The 14,136-nt window shown below is 65.3% G+C and carries 6 protein-coding genes; all 6 read right to left on the bottom strand.

The genetic code is table 11. From position 1 onward, the window contains the following. Nucleotides 1-17 precede the first annotated feature (17 nt). The gene (locus tag IGS61_RS15775) at nucleotides 18-2,141 is read right to left on the bottom strand and encodes a PAS domain-containing sensor histidine kinase (protein ID WP_230540423.1); all 2,124 of its coding nucleotides are present in this window, start codon (nucleotides 2,139-2,141) and stop codon (nucleotides 18-20) included. Beyond that, complete coding sequence (locus tag IGS61_RS15770; RefSeq protein WP_230540421.1) at nucleotides 2,138-4,720, bottom strand: chemotaxis protein CheB; 2,583 nt, start codon at nucleotides 4,718-4,720, stop codon at nucleotides 2,138-2,140. Before IGS61_RS15770 ends, IGS61_RS15775 begins: the two co-directional genes overlap by 4 nt. 128 nt (nucleotides 4,721-4,848) lie before the next feature. Continuing rightward, nucleotides 4,849-6,279, bottom strand: a complete 1,431-nt coding sequence (locus IGS61_RS15765) for an efflux transporter outer membrane subunit (protein ID WP_230540419.1) — start codon at nucleotides 6,277-6,279, stop codon at nucleotides 4,849-4,851. After that, complete coding sequence (locus tag IGS61_RS15760) at nucleotides 6,276-9,515, bottom strand: efflux RND transporter permease subunit (protein WP_230540417.1); 3,240 nt, start codon at nucleotides 9,513-9,515, stop codon at nucleotides 6,276-6,278. The genes IGS61_RS15765 and IGS61_RS15760 overlap by 4 nt, the downstream gene beginning before the upstream one ends. Continuing rightward, a complete protein-coding gene (locus IGS61_RS15755; RefSeq protein ID WP_230540415.1) occupies nucleotides 9,512-12,631 on the bottom strand; it encodes an efflux RND transporter permease subunit in 3,120 nt (1,039 codons plus the stop codon). The genes IGS61_RS15760 and IGS61_RS15755 overlap by 4 nt, the downstream gene beginning before the upstream one ends. Beyond that, nucleotides 12,628-13,977 (bottom strand): efflux RND transporter periplasmic adaptor subunit, encoded by a 1,350-nt coding sequence (locus IGS61_RS15750; protein WP_230540414.1) that lies wholly within the window; start codon nucleotides 13,975-13,977, stop codon nucleotides 12,628-12,630. Before IGS61_RS15750 ends, IGS61_RS15755 begins: the two co-directional genes overlap by 4 nt. Between the last annotated feature and the right edge of the window lie 159 nt (nucleotides 13,978-14,136).

The raw sequence follows: 14,136 nt of genomic DNA, 5'->3' as shown, positions 1-14,136 counted from the left end.
CCATTGCAATTTCCGTATCAGGTGGCCGGCCGCCCCGTCCCCGGCAAGGGAATCTGCAGGGACAAACGGCAACCGGCGCCCGAGGCCGGCATGCCCACCTCGAAGTGGCCGCCCAGCGCCGTCACGCGTTCGGCAATGCCGATCAGGCCAAAGCACTGCTTCTTGCGCTGCTGCTGCGGCGTGATGCCGACGCCGTTGTCGCTGATGGCCAGGTACACGGCGCAGGCATCCGAACTGAGTTCGATCTCGACCTGGCTGGCCTGGGCGTGGCGCATGACGTTGCTGAGCGCTTCCTGCACGATGCGGAACAGCACGATCTCGATCTGGCTGCCGATGGCGGCAAACAGGGCCTCGTCGCGTATCAGCAGGCGGCAAGCGACGCCGCTGCGCTTGCGGAAGTCGCCCACCTGCCATTCGATGGCGGCCTGCAAGCCCAGGTCCAGCGCCATCGGGCGCAGCTCGTTCATGATGCCGCGCACGCTCTTGATGGTGGTGTCAACATTGCTGAGCACGGCGCCAACCCGGCGGTGCAGGCGCGGATGGGAACCCTCGGTGCGCGCGCTGAGCATGGAAATATCGATGCGCAGCGCCAGCAGGTTTTGTCCCAGTTCGTCGTGGATATCGCGCGAGATGCGCTTGCGTTCATCTTCCTTGGCCGTTTCCAGGTGCAGCGCCAGCTGGCGCAGCTGGGCATGCGACTGGCGCAGCGCGCCATCCATCAGCTTGCGTTCGGTGATGTCCGTGTGCGCCACCACCACGCGCAGCGGCCCTTCGCCGAGGAAACGGCTGGTCCGGGCCTGCGACCAGCGGGGGCCCGAGCGCGTGGCAAATTCGTATTCGAGCGCAAACGTGTCGGCAGTGCCGGCAATGACGGCGCGGATGCCGGCAGCCAGCTCGCGTCCGGCGCTGCGCTGCCAGCGCGGGTCCGCCTCGCAAAATTCCAGGTAATTCAGCGGCCGCGGGATTTGCCCGACGAAGGCCAGGCAAGCCTGGTTGGCATGCACGATACTGCCGGCCTGATCCAGCACCAGCACCCGGTCCGTCAGCGAATCGATGGTGGCGTGAAAGAAACGCTCGGCGTCGCGCAAGGCTTCCTGTGCCCGCTCGCGCTGGTGCACTTCCAGCTGCAGGTGCTGGTTGGCCCGCAGCAATTCGGCCGTGCGGTCGACGACCCGCTGGTCCAGCTCGCGGTGCAGTTCGCGCAAATCGGCTTCGGCCAGCTTGCGCTCGGTAATGTCGGAAAACACGCCGACAAAATGGCTGATGCCGCCATCCTGGCTGCGCATGGGCGTAATCGACAGCGATTCGACGAAGCGTTCGCCATTCTTGCGCCGGTTCACCAGTTCGCCATACCAGTTGCCATCCTGGTGCAGGCTGCGCCACATGGCTTCATAGAACTGCGGCAAATGCGTGCCGCCGCCGAGGAAGGACGGGTCGCGCCCGATGGCTTCCTCCGCCTGATAGCCGGTGATGGTGGTGAAAGCGGGGTTGACGGAAATGATGCGGTTGTCGCTGTCCGTCACCAGCACGCCTTCGCGTATGCTGTCGAGAATGACAAAGGCGCGCCGCAAGGCCGATTCGCGCGCATGCTCGTCGCCCAGGTCCGTCACCAGCATGCGCGCCGTGGCGCTGGCCGCATCGAGATTGGCCTCGATGCGCACCATGCCGCCCGTGCCGCCCGCCTCGCCTTCGAACAGCTGCGCTTCGAGCACCTGGCGCGCGCCGCTGTTGAAGACGGCGTCGAGGAAACGCCGGAAGCCGCCCTGTGCATGGGGCGCGACGAATTGCTCGAAGCGCCGCCCCAGCAGCTGGTTCTTGTCGCGCTGCAGCAAGCCGCACGCCGCCACGTTGACACGCGTGACGAGCCCATCGCGCGCCAGCGAAAAATAGCTGACGGGCGCCTGCTCATACAGCTCCGCATAACGGTCGCGGCTGCTTTCAAATTCATTCTTCAGCTGCTCCAGCTCGGCCAGGGCCGCGTTCTGCATTTCCAGCTCGATCTGGCTGACCTGCAGCTCATGCAGCTGACGCATCACGTCTTCATTCGACTGCGGCGGCACGGTCTGGCGCTGCTCCGCTGCCAGTTGTTCGGCCTGCTCCCTCAGCCTGCCCGGCACGCCGCCGTCGAATGGTTCGCTCATGGCGCGCTCTCTCCGGCCGCCCCGTCGGACTGCATCTGCCGCAACTGGGCTTCCAGCAGCTTCGATTCCGTGATGTTGATGAAGGTCACCACCACGCCATCGATCACGTTTTCGATCGTGCGGTACGGCATGATGCGCACGTTGTACCAGCGCCCCGTCTTGGTCGGCACCTGCCGCTCGCAAAACACGAGGCTGCGGATGACTTCCAGCGCATCGTCTTCCAGGCCCGGATAATCGAGGTCGTTGACGATGTCGCTGAGCGGACGGCGCAAGTCCGTCTGGATCAGCTTATAGATTTGCGTGGCCGGCGCCGTGAAGCGGCGGATGCGCAAATCGCTGTCGAGGAAGATGGTGGCGATATCGGTACTATTGAGCAGATTCTTCATGTCGCTATTGACCAGCGACAAATCATCGACCTTCGATTGCAGCTCGGCATTGACCGTGTACAACTCTTCATTGAGCGACTGCATCTCTTCCTTCGAGGTGGTCAGCTCCTCGTTCGTCGATTGCAGCTCTTCATTGGTCGACTGCAGCTCCTCGTTGGCCGATTTCAGTTCCTCGCGCGAGGTCTGCATCTCGTCGCGCACGGCCTGGATCTCATTGCGCGCCTGCGCCAGCTGCTGTTCCAGCTCCAGCACCTTGGGGTTCGGCGAACGGCCGCGGCGCGCTTCGGCCACCAGGGGCACGCTGGAAAACGTGACGAAGACCATGCCGCGCAGGGATTCCGGCTGGCTCAGGGCTTCGGCGCTCAAGTCCACGCCCAGCGATTGTCCCAGGTGATCCTTGACTACCAGGCCCTTCAGGCGCACCACGCTTTCGCTTTGCAGCGCCTGCTTGATCAGGCCGGCCAGCTCGTAGCGCAAGCCTTCGCGCGCCATGGCGTGGATATTCCAGTTGGCCTTGCCGGCCGCCGGTTCCAGGAAGGCGCCCGTGCGGCCATTGATGTACAGGATGTCCCCATCCTGGTTCAGCAGCGCGGCGGCCGGTGAATATTTCTGGAGCAATAATTGCTCGACATGGGATTGAATCTTTCCGGTCATGCTGACTTCTCTCGTGTCGCTAGGTGTGGGGGGGGATGCCAACGAAACCTTGGTGGGAAAATACGTGGGCAGGCGCTGGCGCGCCAGGTTGTCGAGGCGGCGGTACAGCCGGGTCGACGTGGTCAGCGGCGAAAACAGCTCGGAAAAGTGGCCGGGCGTATCGGCGCTGCCCAGCAGTAAGATCCCATCGCGGTTCAAGGCGTAATGAAACAGGGGAATCAGGCGCTGCTGCAGCTTGGCATTGAGATAGATCAACAGGTTGCGGCAGCACAAGATGTCGAGCTTGGTGAACGGCGGGTCCGAAATGATGTTTTGCTGGGCGAAGATGATCGTGTTGCGGATCTCTTTCTTCACATGGTAGCCGTTCTTGTCATTGACAAAGAAGCGCTCCAGCCGCTCGGCGGACACGTCGCTGATGATGCTGTGCGGAAAGCGCCCCTGGCGCGCGCGGTCGATGGCGTCGGCCGACAGGTCGGTGGCGAAGATCTGCAGGCTGTATTTCGACGGCGGGTTGATGCCGGCCACCACCTCATGGAACACCATGGCCAGCGAATACGCCTCCTCGCCCGTGGAACAGGCGGGCACCCAGGCCTTGAAGGCGCGCCCGTCCGGGTGGGCCGCCAGCATTTGCGGCACGACCACCATCTTCAGGTATTCCCACACTTTCGGATCGCGGAAAAAGCTCGTCACGCCGATCAGCAATTCCTTGAACAATAAATCGATTTCCGCGGGATTGGCGCGCAGATACGGCACGTAGTCTTCCATCGACGTCATCTGGTACAAGCTCATGCGCCGCTCGATACGGCGCAGCACCGTGTTGATCTTGTAATCGGTAAAACTGTTGCCCGTGTGCTCGGACAGCAAGGCGACGATTTCTTGCAGGGAATTGCGGCCGTTCGGTTCATGGCCCGGCAAGCTGAGGAAACTGCTGCGGAACAGATAGGTGATGATCTTGTCCGGCATCTTGTCGGGAAAATCGACGAGGTCCACCACTTCGGCGGAAATCGCGCTTTGCGGCATCATGTCGAACTTGGCCGTATCGGGATGCTGGGCCAGGGTCAGGCCGCCCGCCTGCTTGATGGCCTGCAAGCCGCGCGTGCCGTCGCTGCCCATGCCGGAAAAGATCACGCCGACGGCCAGCTCGCCCAGTTCGGCCGCCAGGCTTTCGAAAAAGGCATTGATGGGCAGGCGGTGCCCGCGCAGCTGCAGCGGCTCGCTGAGCACGAATCGGCCCTTGGACAGGCCCAGATCCGCATTCGACGGAATCACATAGATATGGTTCGGGCGCAATTCCGACTGATGCGTGATTTCCGCGACGGGAATGCTGGTGGCGCGCTGCAGCAATTCCGGCAGCATGGCTTTTTGCGTGGGATCAAGATGCTGGATCACCACAAAGGCGATGCCGCTTTCCTGCGGCACGTTGGCCAGGAAAGCGACGATGGGATCGAGTCCGCCGGCGGAAGCGCCGATGGCCACCACGGGAAAGACGATGGTGGCCACGTCGGGAACGGACAAATTGCTGTGTTTGCTGCGTGTCATCGTCGGCAAGATAGCAGCCACGGCCAAACCGTCAGGCTGGGAATTGATAATCTTGCATTCTAGCACTCAAGATGCGCAGGAAAACGCGAATTTGGCGCAGGTTTTTCAGCCCGCGCCAGCCTCTCCCCTTACTGCGCCTGCGGCGCATGCCAGCCGCCGCCCAGCGACTGGATCAGCGCCACGGCCGTCGTCTGGCGGTCCGCCTGGGCTTGCACCAGCGAACGGCGCGCCGACAGGGCCGTCACCTGCGCCGTCACCACGTCCGTATAGCCGACCTGGCCCGCGTTGTAGCGGTTCAGCATCTGCTGCTCGACCTGGTCGGCGGCCGACGATGCCTGCTGGCGCAGGGCCAGCTGTTCGGCCAGCGCGCGCGTGGCCGACAACTGGTCTTCCACGGCGCCAAAGGCACTCAATACCGTCTGGCGGTAGCGCGCCACGGCCGCCTCATGCCCCGCCTTGGCCGCATCCACGCTGGCCGTGGTGGCACCTGCGTTGAACAGCGTTTGCGCGGCCGACACGCCCAGGGACCACAGGCTCGACGATGCATTGAACAGGTCGCCCACCTTGCTGGCGCCGGAACCGTACGATCCCGTCAGGTTCAGGCTCGGATAGTAAGCCGAGCGGGCGATGCCGATCTGCTCGTTGGCCACGGCCACCCTGCGCTCGGCGGCGGCGATGTCGGGACGGCGCTGCAGCAGGGTCGACGGCACGCCCAGCGGCACCTCGGGCACGGTCAGGGTCCATGGCGCCACGGCCAGGCTGAAGTCGGACGGCGCTTTTCCCAGCAGGATGGCGATCGCGTGTTCCAGCTGGGCGCGCGCGCGCGTCTGGCTCGACAGCTCGATCTGCGCATTGGCTAGCTGCGTCTGCGCCTGCAGCAGGTCGGACTTGGCGGCGATGCCGGAGTTAAAACGGTTGCCGGTGATCTCGAGCACGCGCTGGTAGCCGTCGATGGTTGAATTGAGCAGCGCGATCTGCGCATCGCTCTGGCGCAGCGAAAAGTAATTGGTGGCCAGCTCGCCCTGCGCCGACAGGCGCGCGGCGGCCAGATCCGCCGCGCTGGCGGCCGCGCTAGCGTCGGCGCCCGTCACGCCGGCGCGCAGCTTGCCCCACACGTCCGGCTCCCACGAGGCGCCGATGGCCGCCTTGAAGTTGTTGTTCGTCTGCTGCTCGCCGCCGCCACCGGAGCGGGCGCCGCTGCCCGTCAGGTTCACCGTGGGGAACAGCGAGGCGCGCTGCTCGCGCACCAGCGCGCGCGCCTGCTCGTACGAGGCGATGGCGGCCGCCACGTTCTGGTTCGAGATGTCGATGCCTTCGGCCAGCTGGTTCAATTGCGCGTCGCCGAACAGGGTCCACCACGGCCCCCGCTCCAGGGTATCGGCCGGCGCGGCGGGCTGCCAGCCGGCCGCCTCCTTGAACGTTTGCGGCGCGGCGGCCGTGGGCGTTTCATACGCGGGGCTGACGGCGCAGCCGGCCAGCAGGAGGAAAGCGGTGGCCGCGCCCAGTGCCAGCAGGCGGCGTGCGGGAACGGCGGAGGAAATAGGTTTTACTTGCTTCATGATTGTGTACTCGGGTTATCTAGCCCAGGAATGCGGCTCAATTGCTGCTCGTCGGCGCTGCGCGTGCGCAGCTTGTCGAGCAGGATATAGACCACCGGGGTGGTCAGCAATGTGAGTAACTGGCTGGCAATCAGGCCGCCGATGATGGCGACCCCCAAGGGCTGGCGTAGCTCTGACCCCTCGCCGAAACCGATCGCCAGCGGCAAGGCGCCAAGCGCCGCCGCCAGGGTGGTCATCAGAATGGGGCGGAAACGCAGCAAACATGCCTCGCGCACCGCCTCCACTGCACTCAAGCCGCGCGAACGCTCGGCCTCCAGCGCGAAGTCGATGATCAATATAGCATTTTTCTTGACGATACCGATCAACAGGAACACGCCGATCAGGGCGATGATGGAAAACTCCATGCGGAACAGCAGCAAGGCCAGCACGGCGCCCACGCCCGCCGAGGGCAAAGTCGACAGCACGGTGACGGGGTGGACCAGGCTTTCATACAGGATGCCCAGCACGATATAGATCACCACGATGGCCGCCAGGATCAAGAGCGGCTGCTCCTTGTTGCTGTCCTGCGCGCTCTTTGCCGAACCCTGGAAGCTGCCGCGCACGTTGACCGGCATGCCGATTTCCGACTCCGCCTGGGCCACGGCCGCCTGCCCGTCGCTGAGCGGATAGCCGTCGGCCAGGTTGAACGACACGGTGGTGGCCAGTTCGCCGCCCTGGTGGTTGATCGACGTAGCCGTCGCGCTTTCGGCAAAGCTGCTGAACGACGACAGCGGCACCATGTGCGCCAGGGTCGTGGACAGGGCCGAGCCGCTGGACGGATCGCGCGCCGCCGTCGTGTTCGACGGCGCCGCAGTGGCGGTGGCTGTGGTGGCCGTCGTGCCGGTGGCGGCGACGGCCGCCGCATTCGACGCCGGCACGTACACGGAGCGCAGCGCTTCCGGGCTTTGCGCATAGCGGGGCGCCACTTCCATGATCACGTGGTACTGGTTCAGCTCATCGTAGATGGTCGCCACCTGGCGCTGGCCGAAGCTGTTGTACAGCGCATTGTCGATATCCTTCACCTGTACGCCCAGCTGCGTGGCGCGGTCCTTGTCGATGGAGACAAAGGTTTCCACGCCGTTTTCCGCCTGGTCCGTGTCGACGTCGATCAGGGCCGGCTGCAGCTTCATCTGGTCGGCCAGCTTCGCCGCCCATTTCTTCAGGTCGGCCTGGTTGTCGCTGATCAAAGTGTACTGGTAGGTGGAATTGCTCGAGCGCCCGCCCATGCGCAAATCCTGCACGGGGTTGAGGAACAGCGAGATGCCCGTCACCTTGGCCAGCTGCGGGCGCAGGCGCGCGATCACAGCCTGGCCCTTGTCGGTGCGCTGCGACGCGGGTTTCAGGTCGATGAACATGAAGCCGCCCCCTGCCCGTCCGCCGCCCGTAAACCCGACGACGGTGGCGACGGCCGGATCGTCCTTGATGATGTTGACCAGCTGGCGCAATTTACTCTGCATGGCCTGGAACGAGATGCTCTGGTCGGCGCGCATGCCGCCATTGATCTGCCCCGTGTCCTGCTGCGGGAAGAAGCCCTTGGGCGCGGCCGCGAACAGGTACACGTTCAAGCCGACGACGAACACGAGGATCGTCATCACCAGCGCGGCACTGGACAAGGCCCAGTCCAGGCAGTGCTCGTAGACTTTCAGCATGCGGTCGAAACCCCGCTCGAACCAGCGCGCGACCGCACCCGGCTTCTTATGCTGCTGGCCGCTTTTCAGCAGCCAGGCGCACATCATCGGCGTGGTCGTGAGCGAGATCACCAGCGAAATCATCACGGCGGCCGACAGGGTGACGGCAAATTCGCGGAACAGCCGCCCCACCTGCCCGCCCATGAACAGCAGCGGGATGAAGACGGCCACCAGCGACAGGCTGATCGACAGCACGGTAAAACCCACTTCGCGCGCGCCCAGCAAGGCCGCCTTGAAACGGTCCATGCCGGCCTCGATGTGGCGCTGCGTGTTTTCCAGCACCACGATGGCATCATCGACGACAAAGCCCGTGGCCACCGTGAGCGCCATCAAGGAAAGGTTATTCAGGCTGAAACCCAGCATGTACATCACGCCGAAGGTGCCCAGCAGCGAGACGATGGTGGCCACGGCGGGAATGATGGTGGCGCGCACGCTGCGCAAGAAGGCGCTGACCACCAGCACGACCAGCACGATGGAGAGGATCAGGGTGAATTCGATCTCGTGCAGCGACGAGCGGATGGAATTGGTGCTGTCGGACGCCACCTGCAGCTTGATGTCGCCGGGCAGCTGCGCCTGCAGTTGCGGCAGCAGCGCGCGCACGCCGTCCACCGTGGCGATGACGTTGGCGCCGGGCTGGCGCGTGATCAGCACGATGACGGCCGGGTCGCCATTGAACAGGCCCAGGGTATTGTTGTTCTCCACGCCGTCGACCACGTCGGCCACGTCGTCGAGGCGGATGGCGGCGCCGTCACGCCAGGCCACCACCAGGCTGCGGTAATCGTTTGCTGAGCGTCCGCCCGAGGCCGTCGCCGCGCCCGAGTAGATCTGCAGGCTGCGCGCGTCGCCGGAAATCGCCCCTTTCGGGCGGTTGGCGTTGCTGGCCTGGATGGCGGCGCGCACGTCTTCCATCGACACGGCATAGTGATTGAGCTGATACGGCAGCAATTCCACGCGCACGGCCGGCAGCGAACCGCCGCCCAGTTCCACGTCGCCCACGCCCTTCACTTGCGCCACCTTTTGCTGCACCAGGTTCGACACGGCATCGTAGATCTGGCCAGGCGTGCGCGTTTTCGACGTCAGCGCCAGGATGATCACGGGCGCGTCGGACGGATTGGCCTTGCGGTAGGTGGGGTTGCTGCGCAGGGTGGCCGGCAAGTCCACGCGCGCGGCGGCAATGGCCGCCTGCACTTCGCGCGCGGCCGAATCGATCTTGCGGTTCAAGTCGAACTGCAAATTGATGCGCGCCGAGCCCGTGCCCGACGACGACGTCATCTCGTTCACGCCCGAGATCACGCCCAGGCGCCGCTCCAGCGGCGTGGCCACGGAAGTGGCCATGGTCGCGGGGCTGGCGCCGGGCAGGCTGGCGCTGACGGAAATGGTCGGATAATCGACCTGCGGCAGCGGCGAGACGGGCAGCACGAAGAAGGCGCCGATGCCCGCCAGCGCGATGCCGATGGTCAGCAGCACGGTGGCGATGGGACGCTTGACGAACGGTTCGGACAGGTTCACGCGGCGCTCCCCGCGTTATCGGCCGGCTTGTCCACGTTCACGCCCCGCGTTTTGGATGCGAAGCGCTGGCCCAGGCGGTCGAAGCCCAGGTAGATGACGGGCGTGGTAAACAGCGTCAGCACCTGGCTGACGATCAGGCCGCCGAAAATGGCCAGGCCCAGCGGACGGCGCAACTCGGCGCCCTCGCCCCAGCCCAGCATCAGCGGCACGGCCGCGAACAGCGCCGCCAGGGTGGTCATCAGGATCGGGCGGAAACGCAGCAGCGCCGCCTGGTGGATGGCTTCCTGCGGGCTTTTCCCTTCGTCGCGCTCGGCCTCGATGGCGAAGTCGATCATCATGATGGCGTTCTTCTTGACGATGCCGATCAGCAGGATGATGCCGATGATGCCGATCACGCCCAGGTCCTGCCCGGAAAGCATCAGCGCCAGCAAGGCGCCCACGCCGGCCGACGGCAGGGTCGACAGAATCGTCAGCGGGTGGATGTAGCTTTCGTACAGCACGCCGAGCACGATGTAGACGCAGACGACGGCGGCAAGAATGAGCCACAGCTGGTTCGACAGCGAATTTTCATACGCGCCGGCCGCGCCGAGGAACGTCAAAGTCACCGACGGCGGCAAGGCGATGTCCTTCGCCGCCTGGCGGATGGCGTCGACGGCGCTGCCCAGCGCCACGCCTTGCGTCGTATCAAAGCCCAAGGTCGTGGCCGGGTACTGCGCCACGTGCGTGATTTGCAGCGGCGCCTGTTTTTCGCTGACGCTGGCAAACGCGGACAGCGGCGTCGACTTGCCGGAACCCGTGCGCACCTGCAGCTCCGACAGGTCGGCCGGCGTGGTGACGATGCCCGGCTGCGCTTCGAGGATCACGCGGTACTGGTTGGTTTCCGTGAAAATCGTCGAAATGATGCGCTGGCCGAAGGCGTTATATAAGGCGTCGTCGACGGTGGCCGTGGTCACCGACATGCGCGCGGCGCTGTCGCGGTCGATGGAGACCGTGACGGCGGCGCCCGTGGCGCCCGCATCCGTGACGACGTTGCGCAGCTGCGATTGCTCGCGCATGCGCGCGGCCAGCTTGCCGGCCCACTCGGTGACGGTGGCCGTGTCGGCCCCTTCCAGCGAGACGCGGTACTGCGTCGGGCCCGATTCCGCATCGATGGTCAGATCCTGCGTCGGCTGCAGGTACAGGGTCACGCCGGCCACCCTGGCCACGCGGTTGCGCAGGCGTTCCATGATCTCGTCCTGGCTGCCGCTGCGCGGACGCTTGAGATTGATCAGCATGCTACCCGTGTGCAGCATGGTATTGTTGGCCGCATCGACGCCGACGAGGGAACTGAGGGTATCGACAGCGGGATCTTCCAGCAGCGCGCTGGCGGCGGCCTGCTGCAAGGTGGCCATGCGTTCGTACGAAACGGCTTGCGACGTTTCGATGCGCGCCTTCAGCTGGCCCGTGTCCTGCGTGGGGAACAGGCCTTTCGGAATCGTGATGTACAGGACGACGGTCAGCAGCAAGGTGGCCAGGGCGACGAGCAGGGTCAGGCCCTGGCGTTTCAGCACCCACACCAGCGCGTGGTCGTACTGCACGATCACGCGGTCGAGGAAAGCCTGGATGCGCTGGCCCGTGGCGCTGATTTTTTCATCGGCATGGCTTTTCAGCCAGCGCGCCGACATCATCGGCACCAGGGTCAAGGACACGACGGCGGAAATGAGGATGGTGATGGCCAGGGTCATGGCAAATTCGCGGAACAGGCGGCCCACCACGTCGCCCATGAACAGCAGGGGAATCAGCACGGCGATCAGCGACACAGTCAGCGAGATGATGGTAAAGCCGATCTGCGACGCGCCCTTCAGGGCGGCGGCCATCGGCGTTTCGCCCTCCTCGATGTAGCGGGCGATGTTTTCGATCATGACGATGGCGTCGTCGACGACGAAGCCCGTGGCAATCGTCAAGGCCATCAGCGACAGGTTGTTCAGGCTGTAGCCGAGCAAATACATGACGCCGCAGGCGCCGATCAGCGAAATCGGCACGGACAGGCTGGCGATCACCGTGGCGCGCAGGCTGTGCAAAAAGGCGAAGATCACCAGCACCACCAGCAGCACGGACAACAGCAGCTCCATTTCCACGTGCTCGACCGAAGCGCGGATGCCCGTGGTGCGGTCGCTCAGCACGTCGAGCTTCATGGCCGCCGGCAGGCTGGCCTGCAGGTCGGGCAGCAGGGCCTTGATGGCGTCCACCGTCTTGATGACGTTGGCGCCGGGCTGGCGCTGCACGTTCAGGATGATGGCCGGCTGCTTGCCCGACCAGGCGCCCAGGCGCGTGTTTTCCGCGCTGTCGACGACGTTGGCCACGTCAAGCAGGCGCACGGGCGCGCCGTTTTTATACGTGATGATCAGGCGCTTGTAGTCTTCCGCCGTCACCAGCTGGTCGTTGGCGTTGATGGTGAACGAACGCGTGGGGCCGTCGAAACTGCCCTTGGCGCTGTTGACGTTGGCCGCCGCGATGGCCGTGCGCAGGCTGTCGAGACCCAGGCCATACGAGGCCAGCAATTTGGTGTCGCCCTGGATGCGCACGGCGGGACGCTGGCCGCCCGACAGCGAGACGAGGCCCACGCCGTTGACCTGGCTGATTTTCAGCGCCAGACGCGTGTTGACGATGTTTTGCACCTGCGTCAGCGGCATCGTCTCCGAGGTGATGGCCAGCGTCAGCACGGGCGCGTCGGCCGGGTTGATCTTCGCGTACACGGGCGGCGCCGGCAAGTCCGTCGGCAGCAGCGAGCCGCCCGCGTTGATGGCGGCCTGCACTTCCTGCTCGGCCACGTCCAGGGTCTGGCCCAGGGTGAATTGCAGGGTGATGAGGGAGACGCCGGCCGCGCTGGTGGAACTCATGCGCTGCAAGCCCGACATCTGCCCGAACTGGCGCTCCAGCGGCGCCGTGACGGTCTGCCCCATGACTTCGGGACTGGCGCCCGGATACAGGGTCTGCACCTGGATGGTGGGGAAATCCACCTGCGGCAAGGCGGCCAGCGGCAGGAACTTGAAGCCGACCAGCCCCGCCAGCACGATGGCCAGCATCAGCAGCGCCGTGGCGACGGGGCGCTTGATGAACGGCGTCGATGGACTCATTGCGCCGCGCCCTTCGCTGGCGCCGTGGCCGGCGCCGAGGCGGAAGCCGATGCGCTGGCCGCGCCGCCACTGCCATCAGGGTGCTGGCGGCGGTGGCGGCGTTCGCCGTTCGCGCCACCGGCGCCCCCCATGGCCGGCTTGTCGCCCGCCAGGGTGACTTTCGCGCCTTCCTTCAGGCGGTCGGCGCCTTCCGTGATGACTTGCTCGCCCGCTTCCAGGCCGGCGCGGATTTCCACCATGTCGGTGGTGGCCTGGCCCCGCGTGACCATGCGCACGGTGACGGTTTTATCCGCTTTCAGCACATACACGAAGTCGCCGTTGTTACTGTGGCGCAGGGCCGTGACGGGCACCAGCACGGCGCCCGTGATGTTGCCCAGTTCCAGGCGCACGTTGACGAACTGGCTGGGGAACAGCGCCATCTTGTCGTTCGCGTAGCGGGCCTTGGCGCGCACGGTGCCCGTCTGCACGTCGACCTGGTTGTCCAGCGCGCTCAGGCTGCCCTTGTCCAGGGTATGCGTGCGCGTGCGATCCAGCGCCAGCGCCGCCAGGGCCGTACCGCCATTCAGGCGCTCCTGGATGGTTTGCACCTTATCCTGCGGCACGGAAAACTGCACGTCGATGGGCGACAGCTGCGTCACCACCACCACGCCGCCCGCATCGCTGGTGCTCACCAGGTTGCCGATATCGACCACCTTCAGGCCCGCGCGGCCGCTGATCGGCGACACCACTTTTGTATAACCCAGGTTCAGCCTGGCCGTGCCTTCGGCCGCGCGGTCCGTCATCACCGTGCCTTCCAGCTGTTTCACCAATGCTGCCTGCGTATCGACATCCTGGCGCGCGATGGAATCCTGGCCCAGCAGGGTTTGATAGCGTTTCAGGGTCAGGCGCGCGTTTTCCAGCTGCGCTTCGTCGCGCTGGCGCTGGCCCGTGGCCTGCATCAGCGCCATCTCGAACTGCGCCGGGTCGATCTGCGCCACCACTTGGCCCGCCTTGACCATGCCGCCTTCCTTGAATTTCAATTCTTTTAATATGCCCGACACTTGCGGGCGCACCGTCACCGTGGACGCCGCCGTCACCGTGCCCAGCGCATCGAGCACCACGGGCAGGTCGGACTTGACGGCCGTGGCCACGCCCACGGTGGTCGACGGCGCGCCGCGGCGTCCGCCTGGCCCGCCAGGCCCGCCGGGACCGCCAGCGCCCGCGCCGCCCTGGGCGCTGGCGCCCGAATGGGTCAAGTACCAGGCACCGCCGCCCAGCGCGGCCATCACGGCCAGCGCGATGACCGTGCCGACGATTTTCGAGCGGCGGCTGCGCCGCGGGGTGTTGGGTGTTGTCTGCGAATCCATCGCTTATCCTTGTAGTGGCCGCTGGCACGGCGAGTCTGTGGCGCCGGCCGAGGTGGAACACACTCAGGCCGGACGACCGTTTTTCGGGGTTGTTTCGGTACACAGCCGGGGGAGTCAAGAGCTGAAAGTCAGCTGAAAAAACATCGCTCCCTAGCGTGA

It is taken from the genome of Janthinobacterium sp. FW305-129, assembly GCF_020858115.1.
Taxonomy (GTDB): Bacteria; Pseudomonadota; Gammaproteobacteria; order Burkholderiales; family Burkholderiaceae_D; genus Janthinobacterium.
This window is presented reverse-complemented; position numbering and strand designations above follow the sequence as displayed.